Here is a 16,417-nt window from a genome sequence, read left to right as displayed (position 1 = left end):
AGTAACGGACATCTTAGACTTACTTCTTAGGATTAAGTAACGGTCTTCAAAGCATGGCTTCTCAGGTCAAAGTAACGGACAACAAAGGCTAGACCTCTTAGGAATATTAACGAAACACAAAACATGATACACGAAACACGCTGTAAAAAACAATTGACAATTTACAATGGACAATGGAGAATTAAATACAATTGAAAATTGAGAACAGTCAAAAAGCAGCCGTTTAGGCTGCTTTTTACTACCTTAATCTTGTATTTTTCATATTTTTAGGTGATGCCGGTATTCCCTCAATACCTCTTTGTTCTGTATGAGCTGTAACCTCTGTATAAAACCTCATACTATCAATTGCATCTACATCTCTTTGCATGCTCCATGGAAAGAAAAATGCATTTGTTTCTCTTTCGATTATAGGATATTTTTCTCTATTATAAGTTGAAACTATAGGGTCTTGGCCATTTTCAGGTCTAAATTGTCTTTGATGATCATTTAAATTACCCATTTTATCACTTCCTTCCCCTATTTAAATAATTTTTAGAAGTGCAGTAACATAGTATTTTTACTTTATTGTATATAGTTTATTATTCTCTTTTAAAATATAAGTATTACAGTAAATTTTTCCATATAATATATAAATAGAAATATGATTTTAAAAGATATAATAAAAAAGTCTTTTATTAAAAATAGAAGATTCTCAAGGTGAATTTTTTGAAACACATAACGGAAATTATATCTTATCCACAATTTTTATTTGATTATAATTTCTTATGTGTTATAAAAAAAGGAATTAGAGAAGTATTTGTAGTATTTTATTTATAATAGGAATAAATGCAGTAAAGAGAAGGAGGATTAAAATGGGTTATGAGTCTAAGCTTAAAGATAAATATTTAGATGAATTATTTGAGGCTATATTATCACTAGACAATATAGAGGAATGTTATAGATTTTTTGAAGACATATGCACAATAAATGAAATCCAATCTATTGCTCAAAGGTTACAAGTTGCTAAAATGTTAAAGCAGAAAAGGACATATAATGAAATAAAAGAAAAGACTGGGGCAAGTACAGCCACTATAAGCAGAGTTAATAGAGCATTAAATTATGGAGCTGATGGATACAAAATTATTCTAGAGAGGCTTGGATACGGTAGTAAAGAATAATTATAGATAGATAAAGGGGGATAATATGAATAAAAAATTTTTAGAAAAAGAAATAGAAATTATATTACAAAATGCAAGAAGTATACACAAAAAACCTATTGAAGCTTACTTAAGGATGTTAGGAAATCCTAAAACAGTAGGAGAATTTTTAGAGATTTTAAGTAACTCTGTTAAAGAAAATAGCTCTAAACAGACAATTTGTTTTAAAATAATTGAGAGGAGCAATATAGGTGATTTTTTCCCTTATGTTATAGATATAATTAGGGATAGTAGAAATAATATTCAAGTACAAACTACATTTAAATCTTTAAGGGTTTTGCCAGATGATATTAAGACTTTAAAAGAATATATGTCTATAATCATAGACTTAATGAAAAATAATGTTGACACAGAGGTCATTTATCATGGTGTTTGTTTAATTTATAGAATTATAAAAAAAATATCCTCAGTTAGAGGAATATTTAGTAGAGTTAAAAATAACTTTAGATTTTAAATTACTTGCAAATATTTTAAAAAAATTTGAAATCCAAGAGAGATGGGCAACTGAAGGACATAGGGGAAAATCAAAGCTAGGTTATTTGCAAAATGAAAATGAATTTTTAAGTTTTGCCACAAAATTTATTGTTTTTAATAATTAAAGATTAAAAGTTTACATTCTCCCAAGCTTTAAATATTATTTCATTAAATTTGTCTATATCTTTAATTTCAGTAGGTATATTAATTTTATATCCTTTATTTGAAGAATTAGTAATTTTTAAGTATCCAGTCTTTAAATCTTCTACAGTAGAAACTACATTTTCAATATTTTTATCAAATAATTGAGGATGAGTTATATATACACCTGCAACTATGTCCCAATTATAGAATCCATTTATTCCGAATTCTTCCATTACAGAGTCAAACCAGTTAGTAGTTTTTTCTTTTATATATTTATATATATTTAAATCTTTACTTTCAATAGTTTCATAAAATTCTTCTTTTTCAACAAAGGCTTGAAGACAAATATGTCCTGTCATTATAGTTATTTCTGCTCCTGAAGTTAAGACTTTATAACAAGCTTCATTATCAGAAGAGAAATTTAGTTCATCTAAATTTTTACCATTTATTATTAAAGGTTTAGTTATGCCTCCCATAAGTACAATATTTTTTACTTTTTTAAAGAAATCATTATCTATTTTATAAGCACCATAAAGGTTTGTTAGGGAGCCTGTGGCAAGTATTGTAATTTCATTTGGGTATTTATTAACAATGTTTACAAGAAATTCTGATGCAGGGCTTATCCTTTTACTCTTATCTTCAGTTCCTTTATAAAGGGGAATATTTTTTATATTTAGCTCTTTAAACATATTAGCTGTGTTCTCATGAACAATATCAATAGTACTATTTCCAAAGGTTGTTGTAACACCTAAAAGCTCTATATCATCTCTACCTAATAGGTATAACAGAGTTAATCCATCATCAACATCTTTCCCTTTTACTCCCATGGTGTTATCACAGTCAAATACCACTTTTTGCATATTAACTTCTCCTTTCTTTATTGCTTTATTTAATTTTAGCAAAAAAAAGGTATAAAACCAAGTAATTAACTAATATATAAAGAATCGTTATTCTATATAATTATAATATATATAAAAGTTAATTTTATTAATGTATAATAAAAATAGAGAATTTGATTATTATTTAACATTCTTTAAAGTAAATTATATAAGGAGGGACAAGAATGTCCTCGAAAATAGAAGAATTAAAGAAAAGGCGAAAAAAGGAATTTAAAAAGAAGAAAAATCAAACCCACTATGGACTCATATTGATGGTTCTGGCTTTAGGAATATATTTTTTTCTATTAGTTAAAGGCATTAGTTATAGTAGTTTTTGGATTATAGGTTTATTTATTGGTTTTGTTCTTCAAAAATCTAGATTTTGCTTTACATCCAGTTTTAGGGATTTTATTATGGTAGGAAATACAGCACTTTTTAAGGCTATAATTATTGCATTTATGATATCAACAATTGGATTTGCAATAGTTCAGTATATGAATATAGATGATATTCAAAACTTTAGTATAGAGAATGTTGTAGGAAAAATTCATCCAGTAGGAATTCACACAATTATAGGGGCCTTAATGTCCGGGATAGGTATGGTTATAGCAGGAAGCTGTGCAAGTGGAACTTTAATGAGAATAGGAGAAGGTTTTTTGTTGCAAATATTAGTTTTAGTAGGGTTTATAATAGGTACACTTTTGGGAGCTAATCAATTCCAATTTTGGGACAAGTTGTTAATAGCTCAGTCCCCTACTATTTATTTTCCTCAACATATAGGGTTTGTTAAGTCAGTTATAATACAGCTTATAGTATTAGCAGGACTTTATATACTAGCAGACTGGTATGATAAAAAAAATAATATTATGTCTATGTAATTAGGAGGGTAATAGATGAAAGAGGTTAGAATAGACTGCATGCATGAAATATGCCCTATACCACTTCTAAAGGCAATGAAAGAATTAAAAAAGATGGCAAAAGGGGAAATTTTAGTCCTAGAAACAAATCATAGCTGTTCAATAGCAAATGTAGTTGAATGGGCAAAAAAACAAGGGCATAATGTTGATTATATGGAAGTAAGTGAAGGAGAATGGGAGATTTATATAGAGAAATAAGGAGTGATATATTGAAACTTTATAATAAAATTATGAAAAAACCTTGGCCATATTTAATTGGAGGAATTCTTCTTAGTATACTAAACATAATATTAATAGCTAAAACTGGTATACCATGGAAGGTTACAACAGGCTTTTTATATTGGGGTGCACATTTTTTTGAATCTATAGGAATAGATGTATCAAGCTGGTACTATTTTCAACAGTATCAAGCCGATTTTGCTAAGGGAGAAAACTTTATAATAAATTATTATACTTTTTTAAATATAGCTGTAATTTTAGGAGCACTAATAGCATCTTTACTATCATCTGAATTTACTATAAAAAAGATAAAAAATAAAAAAGCAATTATTTTTCGGCCTTTTAGGTGGAATATTGATGGGTTACGGTTCAAGATTGGCATTTGGATGTAATGTAGGAGGTTACTTTAGTGCAATACCATCTCTATCTTTACATGGATGGGTCTTTGGAATTTTTATGTTTGTAGGTGCATGGATTGGTTCAAAAATATTATTTAAATATATTCTTTAAATATTATTTTGAAGGAGGAAATATTATGAAAAGATTAGCTGTAATTTTATTAACACTAGTTTTAGCATTAAACTTGGCTGCCTGTGGAAATCAACAGACTAAACAACAAGCAAGTGTATTAGAAAAAGATTGGGAAACAATTCTAAAAGAAGCTAAGGGTACAAAGGTTAATTTCTATGGCTGGGGTGGCAGCCAAATGACTAATAGTTGGATTGATAATTATTTAGCTAAAAGGCTAAAGGAAGAGTATGATATTACCTTAAATAGAGTTGGAATGGATATAGACTCAATATTAAACATTATGCTAAATGAAAAACAGATGGAAGTTAAAGAAGGAACTATTGATGTAGTATGGATAAATGGTGAGAACTTCTTTACTGCAAAGGAGAACGATTTACTTTTTGGACCATTTACAGATAAACTACCAAATTTCAACAAATATATTGATAAGGATTCAGTGGAAGTAAAATATGACTTTGGATTCCAAGTTGAAGGGTATGAAGCTCCTTATGGAAAGGCACAATTTGTAATGATACATGATAAGGCAAGGGTAGATAAAGTGCCTGTAAATCATGAAGAATTACTCCAGTTTGTTAAAAACAACCCAGGTGAATTTACTTATCCAGCGCCACCAGATTTTACAGGAAGTGCCTTTGTAAGAAATATAATTTATGATATTGTAGGATATGAACAGTTTTTAGATATGGAACCTAAAAAAGAAGTAGTAGAAGAAGCCATAAAACCAGCTATTGATTACTTTAAACAATTAAAACCTTATTTATGGAAGGAAGGAAAAACTTATCCTGCTACAATAGCTCAATTGGATAATATGTTTGCAGATAAAGAAGTAGTAATGACAATGAGTTATAATCCTAATCATGTAGTAAGTAAAAAACAAACGGGAGAGTTCCCTGAAACTGCTAGTTCATTTGTTTTTGATAAAGGTACAATAGGTAATACTCACTTTTTAGCAATACCACATAATGCTCCTAATAAAGCAGGTGCTTTAGCCGTTATCAATTTCATATTAAGTGTTGAAGCACAGGCTTCTAAATATGACCCTAATAATTGGGGAGACTTACCAGTATTAGATAATGATAAGCTAAATGAAGAAGAAAAAGAAGTTTTCAGTAAAATAAAAATAGGAGAAGGGGCTATTCGTCAAGATGTACTTTTAGAACATAGATTGCCAGAAATGCCAGCTAATTTAATTCCTATAATAGAGGAAATTTGGATGGAAAACATACCTGCAAAGGGTGAATAATAAGTGAAAAGAAATCTAAAACCTTATGTTCTACTATTACCAGTAATGTTGGTGATTTTAGGTATATTTGTCTCTGGATTAGTCATGGCACTAATCCAGAGCTTAGGTTATTTTCCAGTAGTAGGACTAAAGGATATAACATTAAAGTATTATAAAGAAGTTTTAACAGATAAAAGCTTTTTATCTTCATTAAGCTTTAGTCTTTATATTTCATTTACATCATCTATAATTGCAATTATTGTTGGTATTTTATTAGCCTATTCAATCTTACGAAGCAATAAAAAGGAAAGAATGGAACAGATTGTATATAAACTCCCTATAATTGTACCCCATGCTGTTGCTGCACTACTTATGTATAATGTTTTATCTCAAAGTGGGATACTTCCAAGAATACTATACAATATGGGGATAATAAGTAGTCAGTCAGAATTTCCTTCGTTAATATTTGATAATAGGGGAATTGGTATAATTTTAGCCTATGTTTGGAAGGAAATTCCCTTCATAGCTATGGTAGTATATACTATATTGAGTAATATAAACGATAAACTTTCAGAAGTTGCACTAAATTTAGGTGCAAATAAAAGACAAGTCTTTTTTCATATTTTACTTCCTTTGATTATGCCATCGGTTTTTTCTGCTTTTATAATAATATTTGCATTCTCTTTTGGCGCATTTGAGGTTCCATATCTTCTTGGACCTACTGCTCCAAAGGCATTACCTGTTAAAGCCTATATTGAGTATAATAATCCTGATTTAACACATAGACCCTATTCAATGGTTATAAATATGAGTCTTACATTTATTTCTATAATATTGGTGTGGCTTTATCATAAAAGTTTTAAATTAATATCTAAATATGATGGGTGAAAAAAATGAAAAAAAGAAGCTTATTTTTTACGGTTATTATGTATTCAATAATATTTTTACTACTTTTTCCTTTAGTAATTTTATTTGTTTGGAGTTTTACAAAAAATTGGCCTTGGCCTAATATAGTACCAAAAGCATTTGGTCTAAGGGCAATAAAATATGTTTTTAGTCCAACTAGTAAGTCGTTAAAAACATTGTTATTTAGTGTATGGCTTTCATCAGTAGTTACAATAATAACTCTTTTTATAAGTATTCCAGCAGCTAAAGCCTTAGGTTTATATAAATTTAAAGGAAAGAGATTATTTAAGCTATTAATTCTTGCTCCTATAATTGTACCTCCAGTTGCTGTAAGTATGGGTATACATGTTACATTTATACGTTTAGGTTTGGCAAATACATTTTTAGGAGTTGTATTAATGCATATTATACCTTGTATACCCTATGGAGTACGGATACTTACTAATGTATTTGAGATAATAGGAGAATCAATGGAGATGCAAGCAAGGGTTTTAGGGGCAAATCCCTATAAGACCTTTTTTTATATAACTTTACCTATGATTTCACCAGGGTTAGTATCTGCTGGTAGTTTAATTTTTATCGTCTCTTTTAGTCAATATTTTACTACCTTTTTAATCGGTGGAGGAAAAATAGTTACATTTTTTATGTTAATGTTCCCATATATACAAAGTGGAGACAGAATGATGGCTTCAGTATATAGCTTGATCTTTATACTAACATCTTTGGTATTGTTTGTAGTAATTGAAAAAACAGTTAAGGCTTACTATAAAGCAGAAAACTACTTCTATATATAAGGAGAATGTAGAGATGTCAAGACTTGAGCTAAAAAATATAACTAAAAAGTTTGATAATAAGATTATATTAGATAATATCAACTTGGTCGTTGAGGAAGGAGAAATGGTATCCCTTCTAGGTCCATCAGGTTGTGGTAAAACTACTACCTTAAAGATTATTACTGGACTTATTTATCCAGACAATGGAGATGTACTTTTAAATAATAAATCTGTATTAGCTGTTCCAGTAGAAAAAAGGGAGACAGTAATAGTTTTTCAAGACTATCTTTTATTTCCCCATATGACAGTAGAGGAAAATATAGGTTTTGGACTTAAAATGGCTAAAGTGGATAAAAAAGTAAGGGATAAAAAGGTTAAAGAAATGATAAATTTGGTAAGATTAAATGGACATGAAAAAAAATATCCTAGAGAACTTTCAGGAGGACAAAAGCAGAGGGTAGCCCTAGCAAGGGCAATAGCAGTAGAACCTAAGGTATTACTTTTAGACGAACCTTTTTCAAATTTAGATGGAAGATTAAGAGAAAACATGAGGGAATTTGTATGTGAATTACAAAAACAGCTAAAGATAACTACAATTTTAGTTACACATGATAGGGAAGAGGCTTTAATGACCTCTGATAAGGTTGCAGTAATGTTAGAAGGTAAAATAAGGCAGTTTGGTTCACCTGAAGAAATATATAAAAAACCAGCTACCAAAGATGTGGCAGATTTTTTTGGAGAGAAAAATTATATAAAGGGAACAATAGAAAACAATATATTTAAGTCAAGAATAGGCAATTTTAAAACTACATTTAATAAATTTTCTAAAGGAAAGGCAATGATAAGGCCTGAAGAAATTGAGATTTTTTCTAAAGATGTAGATACAGGTCTTTTAGGCAAAATAAAGAAAAAGAAATTTGCAGGAGATAGAATGTATTATAATATTTTAATTAATGATGTAGAGATTAAGTGTATAACTAAGTTTAATAAAAACTATAATGTTGGTGATATGGTATCTGTAAAAATAGATTTTAATGATGCAGTGTTTTTCAAAGAAGAATAATAATTTTTATTTTTATAAGGTGGTATTATGATATCTATAATAGTTCCAGTATTAAATGAGGAAAAAAGCATAGAAAGGGTTTTAGAAGGCCTTAACAGATTAGAGGGCGAAAAAGAGATTATAGTTGTAGATGGTGGAAGTAGAGATAAGACTGTGGAAATTGCATCTAAATATGCTAAGGTTATAAAGAGTAGAAAAGGTAGAGCATACCAAATGAATAAGGGTGCTAAAGAGGCAAAGGGAGATATATTATGGTTTGTGCATTCAGATTCAATATTAGATAAAAGTTCATTAAAAGAGATAGAAAAAACAGTAAGTAACGGATGTATTGGAGGGGGATTTTCACTTTACTTTTCCGATTATAATACAGCTTTTATGAAATTTGTATCAATAACCTCAAACTGGAGGGCAAAATATTTAAAACTATTTTTTGGTGACCAAGGAATTTTCGTAAAAAGAGACATTTTCAATAAATTAGGAGGATATCCAGAAATAGATATAATGGAAGATTGGGAGTTTTCAAGAAGATTGTCTAAGGAAGGAAAAATAAAAATATTAGAAGTTCCTATAGGTACATCAGCTAGACGATTTAAAAAAGGAGGACCCCTTAAAACATTACTATTAATGCATAAAATTAAAGTATTATATTTATTAGGAGTACCCCCTTCTAGGTTGAGTAAAATTTATAGGGAGGCTAGATGATGGAAGCTTTTATCTTAATGACAAGGGTTCCTATTCCCGGTAAAACAAAGACTAGACTTATGGAGATTCTTACAGCTGAAGAATGTGCTGAAATTCATAGATGTTTTCTTAAGGACTTATTTAATATGTTTGACTATATAAAAAATGATATTGATATATACCTTACTTATACTCCAGAGGATTCTTTTGACTTAATGAAAGATATTGTACCTGATTATATAGAGTGTTTTCCTCAAAATGGACATGATTTAGGAGAAAAGATGCTAAATGCATTTAAACATATATTTAATAAGGGTTATTCAAAGGTATGTCTTATGGGTTCAGATATACCTGATATACATTATGAAGAGATAAAAGATTCCTTCAAAAAGCTAGAGAAAAGTGATATTGTCATAGGACCAACCTTTGATGGTGGCTATTATTTTGTTGGAATGAAGAGAATATACAAGGAATTGTTTACTGGAAATTTAAAATGGGGTAATAAAACTGTACTTGAGGGTACCGTTGATATTGCAAATAGCCTAGGATTAAAAGTGGATTTATTAAATAAACATAGAGATATTGATACAAAGGATGATTTAATAAGCTTTAATAAAAGGATAAATAATAGAGAATTTAAAAAAGGAATTTACCCTGAAAATACAATTAAATTTCTAAAGAATAATTGGGGTGATTTTAAGTATGTTAAGAGATACATTAAGGGATAAAATAGCTGATTATTTAAAACAAGATAAGGTAAATAGTATTTTGAAGCTTGGAAATAACTTTAATGTTTCATTTTTGGCACAGGGAGAATATAATATTAACTTTACAGTTGATAATGGAAACAAAAAATATGTTTTTAGAGTGAATACAGGAAGTCAGCTTGAGCTTCAAAATCAGATAAGATATGAATATGAAGCTTTAAAAAGGCTTAAAGTAAGTGGTGTAACTCCAGATGTTTATTTCGTAGATGATACTAAAGATTATTTTGATTATGGGATTTTAGTTATGGAATTCCTAGAGGGAAGACCCTTAGAATATAGTAAAGACCTTAAGAAGGCTGCTAAAATATTTGCTAATATTCATTCAATAAATTTAGAAAAAATAGATATATCTAATTTTATAGTAGAAGAAAATATATTTACTGATAGAATTAATGAAGGAAAGAGATTACTTACAAATTATCTTGAATCACCAAAAGTGGATAAGGAACTAAAAAAGTTCTTTATAAAATTCCTTAAATGGGCAGAAGATAATAGACATAAGGAGAAATATTTTAAAGAAAATAAGTGGCATGTGATAAATAATACAGAGGTTAATTCTCACAATTTTATTATAGGTAAAGATAAAAGTTATTTAATTGACTGGGAAAAGCCTGTAATAAGTGATCCTTGTCAGGACCTTACACAATTTTTAGCTAAAACAACTACCCTATGGAAGAGAAATTATGTATTGTCAGAGGAAGAAAAAGAAGACTTTTATAAAGAGTATGAAAAAGAGCTTAAAGGAGAACATAAAGATATTAGGGAAAGGGTACACTTATATATGCCATATTTACTCTTAAGGGCCCTATCATGGTGTGCTTATGCATGGCTAGAGTATCAGAGACCAGATAAAGAGATTAAGAATATGGATACATTTAGGAAAATAGAAGAGTACTTAGATTTAGATTTTATGAATGAATTACTAAAGGAATATTTTTAGTTTAGGGCTGAATATATTCAGCCCTTAGCTTAGGATAATAAAAGAAAGCTGATGGATATAAAATCCATCAGCTTTTTTTAGCAAAAACCTCTATTTGGTGATTTAATAAAGTTAATAAATTCAACCTCATGTGGGGTTAGATCATGATCTTTTCTGTAAGCAAGGTAGAAATTAGTAACTATATCAAGGCCTTCTATTTCAATTACCTTAAGGGTCTTATCCCTTAATTCCCTCTTAATACTTAGTTCAGGAATAAATGAGATACCTTTACCTGAAATAACTGAAGTTTTTATTGCCTCCATGGAGTTTAATAGATACACAATATTTAAGTCTTCATAGGTAATATTATGTTTTTTTAATGTCTTTAAAATATTTCTCCTAGTTCCTGATCCTTTTTCTCTAAAAATAAGGGGCAGTTTAGTAATTTCATCAATAGAAATTTTATCCTTAACAACAGGAAGAGAGGTTACAAGCAATAGCTTGTCTGAGGTAATCTTTTCAACCTTTAACTCTTTATTATTAACTTTGTCGTTTATAAGTCCTATATTAACAGTTCTATCTAAAAGGTTTTCAACTACCTCATCAGTATTACTAATTTCTAAGTTTATATCTAAATCCTTATTATCCTGTTTAAAAACATATATACTACAGGGAAGGGCATATTCTCCTAAAGCTTTACAGGAGCCTATTAAAAGCTGTTTCTTTTCAGTTTTCAAATTTTCTAAATCCCTTTCGATGTTTTCCTGTAGTGAAAGTATAGTATTGGCATAATCAAATACTATTTTCCCTGCTTCAGTTAATTCAACCCCTTTATTACTCCTTTTAAGAAGGTTTACTTGTAATTCCTTTTCTAAAGATTGGATTTGCATACTTAATCCTGGTTGTGTTAAGTGAAGGATTTTTGCAGCCTTAGAAATACTATTAACTTTTACAGTAACAAAAAAAGCCTTTAAATATTGTAGGTTCATAGCATCACCTTTTGATATTAGTTATTAATAATATTATTATAACATATGTCTTAGTTTTTTTTTTGTATACATTAGAATATTGTTATTTTTTTCACTTTCAATAAAGGATTATTATATATCATAAGTAATACTTATTATTTAAAAACATTCTTTTATATTATAATTAAATTGTAAAGAAATTAACAATTATGTTAAGGATGTTAATATCCTGTTAAGATAAAGGGGGTCAACTGATGGAAAAGATAACTTATCCCAAAGAAGTCCTAGAAAAGATGCAAGAAATTGTTGATAATTGTATGGGCGATGCTCCACCATATTGTGAAGCTACATGTCCAATGCACACTGATGTAAAGGGATATGTAAATCTAATATCTGAAGGAAAATATGAAGAAGCAATTAAACTAATAAGAGAAAAACTATTTATACCAGCTACATTAGGAAGAATATGTGCTCATCCATGTGAAGAAAAATGTAAAAGAGAAGAAGCCTTTAGACAACCTATGGCAATTGCTGCTTTGAAAAGGTTTGTCGCTGATAACTATGATAATGAGAATCTTTGGCAATTAGATACAGAAGATGAGAAAAATAAAAAAGTTGCAGTAATAGGTGCAGGGCCTGCAGGAGCACAGGCAGCATTAGACTTAAGAAGAAAAGGATATAAAGTAACAATTTATGAAAGATTACCAGTTGTTGGTGGTATGATGAGGGTAGGTATTCCTGAATATAGGCTACCAAGAAATATAATTGACTTTGAATATAGCCTTCTTGAAAAGTTAGGAGTTGAATTTAAACTAGGTGTAGAGGTTGGAAAGGATATTTCCTTTGACCAATTAAGAAAAGAACATGATGCAGTAATTATAGCAGTTGGTGCACACAAAGGAGTAATAATACCAGTACCTGGACATGACCTTGAAGGTGTTCACCATGCAGTAGAGTTCTTAAGAGAAGTTAGCTTAACAAGAAAATTTAACATAGGAAAGAAGATAGCAGTAATTGGTGGAGGAAATGTTGCAATAGATGTTGCAAGAAGTGCAAGAAGAGTAGGAGCAGAAGAAGTACATCTTATTTGTCTAGAGGATAAAGAAAACATGCCTGCCCACGACTGGGAGGTTGAAGAGGCTGAAGAAGAAGGAGTAACAGTACATGATAGTTTCGGAACAAATCAAATTATAGGAAAAGATGGCAAGGTATCAGGAATTGAAATAAAGAAATGTACATCAATTTTTGATAAAGATGGTAACTTTAATCCACAGTATGATGAAAATAATAAGAAACTTTTAGATGTAGATAATGTTATATTTGCAGTTGGTCAAGGTGTAGATAATTCCTTTGTAGCTGAAGGTCAGTTAGAGACTCAAAGAGGAGGAAGATTTAAAGTAGACCCTGTTACATTACAGACTAAAATAGACAATGTTTTTGTAGCAGGAGATGCAAGTGGTAGGTCAGTTATTGCAATAGAGGCTATGGCAGAAGGTAGAAAGGCTGCTACTTCTGTAGATAGATTCTTAAAAGGCGAAGATATGTATAAAGATAGAGAATTTGAAGGTACTTATGAAACTTGGTTAGAGAAGGATGTAGAAGGAGAAGAAGACTTACCAAGGGTTGAAACAAGGAAGGTAGATCCAAAAGAGAGAGTTAAGAGCTTTACTGAGGTGGATTTAGGATTTACAGAAGAACAGGCTAAAGAAGAAGCTTCAAGATGTCTACAATGTGAATGTAAGCTTTGTATGAAGGAATGTGAAATGTTAAACGACTTCTGTGAATGTCCTAAAGACCTATTTGAAGAGATTCTTGAAACAGGAGAAATAAATCCTAAAATACCTTATTCATGTAATATGTGTAGTCAATGTACTTTAGAATGTCCTAAGGATTTCCCAATTAAAGCTAGGTTTATGGATATAAGAAAAGAAATGATTAAGGCTAATAACGGAAAATCTCCAATGAAGGGACATAATGCAATAGAAGTGCACCAGGCACTAGGATATTCTAAACTATTTAACATAACTAAAGCCGCAAATAAATCAGGTAAAGCAAAAAGGGTATTTATACCAGGATGTAGTTTACCATCATACAACCCTGAAGCAGTTGGTAAAGTATTAGAATACTTACAAAAGAAAATGCCTGGAACAGGTGCAATACTAAAATGTTGTGGTAAACCAACTAAGGCTCTAGGTCAAGTAGATAAATTTAAAGAAAGATATGCACAATTACAAGCAGAAATAGATAGACTTGGTGCAGAGGAAATAATAGTTGCATGTCAATCATGTTATCTAACTATATCAGAATATAGTCCTAACCAAAGAGTAAGATCACTTTGGGAAGTATTACCTGAAATAGGTCTACCTGAAGAGGTAAGAGGTATAGGAAAAGATAGTGATATAGTATTTGCTGTTCATGATTCATGCTCAACTAGAGATAGAAAAGAGATTCACGATGGAATAAGATGGATTATAAATGAACTTGGTTATAAGTATGAAGAACCACCTCATACAAAAGAAAATACAAGATGTTGTGGCTTTGGTGGAATGGTAGTTCCAGCAAATCCTGAGTTAGCTCTTAGAGTTATGAAGAGAAGAACTGCTGAAGTAAAATCAGATTACATGGTAGCTTACTGTGCTGCATGTAGAGAATCTATGGTTAAGGGTGGTAAAAAAGCACTTCATATCTTAGATTTAATATTTGGAGGACCATGGAATTCAAAGTCTGAATTCCCTGGAGTACCATCAAGTCCAGTTAAGAGCTGGGTAAATAGGTATAAGTCTAAGAGAGCTATTAAAAAAGTATAACATAGCATAAAAAGAGGAGTTTTCCTCTTTTTATGGATAGATTTGACACAAAATTAACATTAAAAACAGGAGGGATTTTAAGTGAAAAAGTTTGGAATCGTAGCTTTAGTAGTTGTAATTGCTTTAATTGGTGGAATAGTATGGTATACAAATCAAGGTCCAGATGTAAAATCATCATCTGAACTTGAAAAACAAGAACAAAAATATGATGAATATGCTAATCAAGAAGTAATTGTTAGTGCTGTTAAGGCAAAGGAGATTATTGAAAACGAAGACAATGTAGCAATTATTGATATTAGAAGATCAGCACAATATATATTAGGACATATACCAGAAGCAGTAAATGTATGGAGACCAGACTATAGTGCAGATGAAGGAGAATATCCTTTTGGTGGTATGAGATGTAGCAAAGAAAAAATGGAAGAATTACTAGGAAGTCTAGGAATCGACAACGAGACATTCATACTACTTTATGATGGTAAAGGTGACTATGATGCAGCTAGATTCTGGTGGCAATTAGATATGTATGGACATGACAAAGTAGCTTTAATTGATGGTGGAATTGATGGATGGAAAGCAGCTGGATTTGAATTAACAATTGATGAACCAGAAGTAACTGCTAAAGAATATAAATTTAAAGGAGAAACAGACTTAAGCAAATTAGCTACTTTAGAAGATGTTAAGAAGGCTATGGAAGATCCAAATGTAGTAATATTAGATACTCGTTCAATAGAAGAATTTACAGGAGAAACATTAAAGAAAGGTGCTTATAGAAAAGGTAGAATTCCAGGAAGTGTTTGGATAGAATATAAAGAAGCTATTAATGTAGCAGAAGGTGAAGATAAGACATTTAAAACTGTAGAGGAATTAAGAAAGATATATGAAGCAAAGGGTATAACTCCTGACAAGACTATAATTCCTTATTGTCAATCAGCGGTAAGATCAGCACATACTACTTTTGTATTAACTCAATTATTAGGATATGAAAATGTTAAAAACTATGATGGTTCTTGGATAGAATGGAGCTATCATGAAGATCTACCACTAGAAACAGGTGAAGCTAAGTAGTTTTAAAGTAAAGAGGGAGGGAATATCCCTCCCTATATTTTCAATATATATTAAAGTATAGATGGTACGATATTTAGGGAGGTGTAAACCTAATGGCTAATGGAAAGCAAGCTGAACAAAGTAAAAATAGTAATGTAACTAAACTAATAGCTGCAGTATTAATAATAGGTTTAGGTTTTTTCGTGGCTTGGAAAACAGGTCTAGTTGAAAAGATTCAAGATGTAGAGGCTATGCAGGCATTTTTTAAATCCTTTGGAATTTGGGGATATCTTGTTTTTATCTTAGTATTCATAGCATCATGTGTATTCATGCTTCCAGGATCAATGCTTACTATAATTGCAGGAATTGCATTTGGCCCTATATCAGGAGGAATTGTATCATTAATGGGAGCAACTTTAGGAGCTACAGCAGCATTTTTAGTTGCTAAGTATGTGGCTAGAGGTATGATAGAAGAAAAAATTGGTCAAAATGAAATGTTTAAAAAGATAGATGATGGAGTTGAGAAAAACGGAACAAGTTTCTTAATCTTAACTCGTTTAGTTCCTGTATTCCCATTCTCTTTCCAAAACTATGCCTATGGATTAACTAAAATTAAATTAAGCACATATTTCATTGTATCACTAATTTGTATGGCACCAGGGGCATTCATATATGCATATATGGCTGGTGAGATAGTAACTAACGGCTTTTCAACAGGATTATTAGTTAAATTTGCATTAGCAGGTATAATCTTATTCTTAATATCATTAATACCAAAATATATAGCTAAGAAAAAAGGTATTAATATGGAAGAATTAAAATAAGGATAAATCTATTGTATTCTTAAATTAAAGCTATAAACACTGGAACAGCTGTCTGTTCCAGTTGTTTCCATATCTATAATG

Annotated in this window: 19 protein-coding genes; 16 read left to right on the top strand and 3 right to left on the bottom strand. The window is 30.1% G+C overall.

Annotated features, from left to right (window positions below; genetic code table 11):
- Nucleotides 1-238: 238 nt before the first annotated feature.
- Nucleotides 239-499, bottom strand: a complete 261-nt coding sequence (locus BET03_RS12825) for a hypothetical protein (RefSeq protein ID WP_120170694.1) — start codon at nt 497-499, stop codon at nt 239-241.
- Between the two features lie 352 nt (nt 500-851).
- Between BET03_RS12825 and BET03_RS12820 the strand changes: the two genes are divergently transcribed.
- Both BET03_RS12820 and BET03_RS12815 read left to right on the top strand, forming a co-directional pair.
- Nucleotides 852-1,157, top strand: a complete 306-nt coding sequence (locus BET03_RS12820) for a YerC/YecD family TrpR-related protein (protein ID WP_120170693.1) — start codon at nt 852-854, stop codon at nt 1,155-1,157.
- Nucleotides 1,158-1,182: 25 nt separating this feature from the next.
- Nucleotides 1,183-1,650, top strand: coding sequence for a hypothetical protein (locus tag BET03_RS12815; protein ID WP_120170692.1), 468 nt, complete (start codon nt 1,183-1,185; stop codon nt 1,648-1,650).
- A gap of 148 nt (nt 1,651-1,798) precedes the next feature.
- On the opposite strand, the gene BET03_RS12810 is transcribed toward BET03_RS12815, so the two are convergent.
- Entirely contained in the window at nt 1,799-2,674 is an 876-nt protein-coding gene (locus BET03_RS12810) for a nucleoside hydrolase (RefSeq protein WP_120170691.1), read from the bottom strand.
- Between the two features lie 203 nt (nt 2,675-2,877).
- Here BET03_RS12810 and BET03_RS12805 point away from each other — a divergent pair, with 203 nt between their 5' ends.
- The 11 genes from BET03_RS12805 to BET03_RS12760 are packed head-to-tail and all read left to right on the top strand — an operon-like array spanning nt 2,878 to nt 10,711.
- The gene (locus tag BET03_RS12805) at nt 2,878-3,570 is read left to right on the top strand and encodes a YeeE/YedE thiosulfate transporter family protein (RefSeq protein ID WP_120170690.1); all 693 of its coding nucleotides are present in this window, start codon (nt 2,878-2,880) and stop codon (nt 3,568-3,570) included.
- Nucleotides 3,571-3,585: 15 nt separating this feature from the next.
- Entirely contained in the window at nt 3,586-3,807 is a 222-nt protein-coding gene (locus BET03_RS12800) for a sulfurtransferase TusA family protein (protein WP_120170689.1), read from the top strand.
- Nucleotides 3,808-3,818: 11 nt separating this feature from the next.
- On the top strand, nt 3,819-4,220 hold the full coding sequence (locus BET03_RS12795; RefSeq protein ID WP_279230408.1) for a YeeE/YedE thiosulfate transporter family protein: 402 nt from the start codon (nt 3,819-3,821) through the stop codon (nt 4,218-4,220).
- Nucleotides 4,186-4,338 carry a YeeE/YedE thiosulfate transporter family protein gene (locus BET03_RS14010; protein WP_279230407.1) on the top strand — a complete coding sequence of 51 codons (153 nt, stop codon included), beginning with the start codon at nt 4,186-4,188 and terminating at the stop codon, nt 4,336-4,338. Before BET03_RS12795 ends, BET03_RS14010 begins: the two co-directional genes overlap by 35 nt.
- 25 nt (nt 4,339-4,363) lie before the next feature.
- Complete coding sequence (locus tag BET03_RS12790; RefSeq protein WP_120170717.1) at nt 4,364-5,602, top strand: ABC transporter substrate-binding protein; 1,239 nt, start codon at nt 4,364-4,366, stop codon at nt 5,600-5,602.
- Nucleotides 5,603-5,605: 3 nt separating this feature from the next.
- Nucleotides 5,606-6,469: an ABC transporter permease gene (locus tag BET03_RS12785; protein ID WP_120170688.1), complete on the top strand. Its 864-nt coding sequence runs from the start codon at nt 5,606-5,608 to the stop codon at nt 6,467-6,469.
- Between the two features lie 5 nt (nt 6,470-6,474).
- Entirely contained in the window at nt 6,475-7,281 is an 807-nt protein-coding gene (locus tag BET03_RS12780; protein ID WP_120170687.1) for an ABC transporter permease, read from the top strand.
- A gap of 13 nt (nt 7,282-7,294) precedes the next feature.
- A complete protein-coding gene (locus tag BET03_RS12775) occupies nt 7,295-8,323 on the top strand; it encodes an ABC transporter ATP-binding protein (RefSeq protein ID WP_120170686.1) in 1,029 nt (342 codons plus the stop codon).
- A gap of 27 nt (nt 8,324-8,350) precedes the next feature.
- The gene (locus BET03_RS12770; protein WP_120170685.1) at nt 8,351-9,025 is read left to right on the top strand and encodes a TIGR04283 family arsenosugar biosynthesis glycosyltransferase; all 675 of its coding nucleotides are present in this window, start codon (nt 8,351-8,353) and stop codon (nt 9,023-9,025) included.
- Nucleotides 9,025-9,732, top strand: a complete 708-nt coding sequence (locus BET03_RS12765) for a TIGR04282 family arsenosugar biosynthesis glycosyltransferase (RefSeq protein ID WP_120170684.1) — start codon at nt 9,025-9,027, stop codon at nt 9,730-9,732. Before BET03_RS12770 ends, BET03_RS12765 begins: the two co-directional genes overlap by 1 nt.
- Complete coding sequence (locus tag BET03_RS12760) at nt 9,707-10,711, top strand: phosphotransferase (RefSeq protein WP_120170683.1); 1,005 nt, start codon at nt 9,707-9,709, stop codon at nt 10,709-10,711. The genes BET03_RS12765 and BET03_RS12760 overlap by 26 nt, the downstream gene beginning before the upstream one ends.
- A gap of 77 nt (nt 10,712-10,788) precedes the next feature.
- Here BET03_RS12760 and BET03_RS12755 read toward each other — a convergent pair whose 3' ends face one another.
- A complete protein-coding gene (locus BET03_RS12755; protein ID WP_120170682.1) occupies nt 10,789-11,679 on the bottom strand; it encodes a selenium metabolism-associated LysR family transcriptional regulator in 891 nt (296 codons plus the stop codon).
- Between the two features lie 233 nt (nt 11,680-11,912).
- On the opposite strand from BET03_RS12755, the gene BET03_RS12750 reads away from it, so the two are divergent.
- The 3 genes from BET03_RS12750 (at nt 11,913) to BET03_RS12740 (ending at nt 16,336) form a co-directional block, all read left to right on the top strand.
- Entirely contained in the window at nt 11,913-14,465 is a 2,553-nt protein-coding gene (locus BET03_RS12750; RefSeq protein WP_120170681.1) for an FAD-dependent oxidoreductase, read from the top strand.
- 81 nt (nt 14,466-14,546) lie between these two features.
- Complete coding sequence (locus BET03_RS12745; RefSeq protein WP_120170680.1) at nt 14,547-15,533, top strand: sulfurtransferase; 987 nt, start codon at nt 14,547-14,549, stop codon at nt 15,531-15,533.
- A gap of 92 nt (nt 15,534-15,625) precedes the next feature.
- Nucleotides 15,626-16,336: a TVP38/TMEM64 family protein gene (locus BET03_RS12740; protein ID WP_120170679.1), complete on the top strand. Its 711-nt coding sequence runs from the start codon at nt 15,626-15,628 to the stop codon at nt 16,334-16,336.
- Nucleotides 16,337-16,417 lie beyond the last annotated feature (81 nt).

Source organism: Thermohalobacter berrensis, assembly GCF_003609645.1.
GTDB classification, from domain to species: domain Bacteria; phylum Bacillota; class Clostridia; order Tissierellales; family Thermohalobacteraceae; genus Thermohalobacter; species Thermohalobacter berrensis.
This window is presented reverse-complemented; position numbering and strand designations above follow the sequence as displayed.

Excerpts from the sequence above, each read along its gene's own strand:
- BET03_RS12790 (WP_120170717.1), top strand. The coding sequence starts at position 4,364 with ATGAAAAGATTAGCTGTAATTTTATTAACACTAGTTTTAGCATTAAAC.
- BET03_RS12775 (WP_120170686.1), top strand. The coding sequence starts at position 7,295 with ATGTCAAGACTTGAGCTAAAAAATATAACTAAAAAGTTTGATAATAAG.
- BET03_RS12810 (WP_120170691.1), bottom strand. The coding sequence starts at position 2,674 with ATGCAAAAAGTGGTATTTGACTGTGATAACACCATGGGAGTAAAAGGG.
- BET03_RS12820 (WP_120170693.1), top strand. The coding sequence starts at position 852 with ATGGGTTATGAGTCTAAGCTTAAAGATAAATATTTAGATGAATTATTT.
- BET03_RS12760 (WP_120170683.1), top strand. The coding sequence starts at position 9,707 with ATGTTAAGAGATACATTAAGGGATAAAATAGCTGATTATTTAAAACAA.
- BET03_RS12750 (WP_120170681.1), top strand. The coding sequence starts at position 11,913 with ATGGAAAAGATAACTTATCCCAAAGAAGTCCTAGAAAAGATGCAAGAA.
- BET03_RS12800 (WP_120170689.1), top strand. The coding sequence starts at position 3,586 with ATGAAAGAGGTTAGAATAGACTGCATGCATGAAATATGCCCTATACCA.
- BET03_RS12815 (WP_120170692.1), top strand. The coding sequence starts at position 1,183 with ATGAATAAAAAATTTTTAGAAAAAGAAATAGAAATTATATTACAAAAT.
- BET03_RS12755 (WP_120170682.1), bottom strand. The coding sequence starts at position 11,679 with ATGAACCTACAATATTTAAAGGCTTTTTTTGTTACTGTAAAAGTTAAT.
- BET03_RS12780 (WP_120170687.1), top strand. The coding sequence starts at position 6,475 with ATGAAAAAAAGAAGCTTATTTTTTACGGTTATTATGTATTCAATAATA.
- BET03_RS12825 (WP_120170694.1), bottom strand. The coding sequence starts at position 499 with ATGGGTAATTTAAATGATCATCAAAGACAATTTAGACCTGAAAATGGC.
- BET03_RS14010 (WP_279230407.1), top strand. The coding sequence starts at position 4,186 with ATGGGTTACGGTTCAAGATTGGCATTTGGATGTAATGTAGGAGGTTAC.
- BET03_RS12770 (WP_120170685.1), top strand. The coding sequence starts at position 8,351 with ATGATATCTATAATAGTTCCAGTATTAAATGAGGAAAAAAGCATAGAA.
- BET03_RS12740 (WP_120170679.1), top strand. The coding sequence starts at position 15,626 with ATGGCTAATGGAAAGCAAGCTGAACAAAGTAAAAATAGTAATGTAACT.
- BET03_RS12805 (WP_120170690.1), top strand. The coding sequence starts at position 2,878 with ATGTCCTCGAAAATAGAAGAATTAAAGAAAAGGCGAAAAAAGGAATTT.
- BET03_RS12765 (WP_120170684.1), top strand. The coding sequence starts at position 9,025 with ATGGAAGCTTTTATCTTAATGACAAGGGTTCCTATTCCCGGTAAAACA.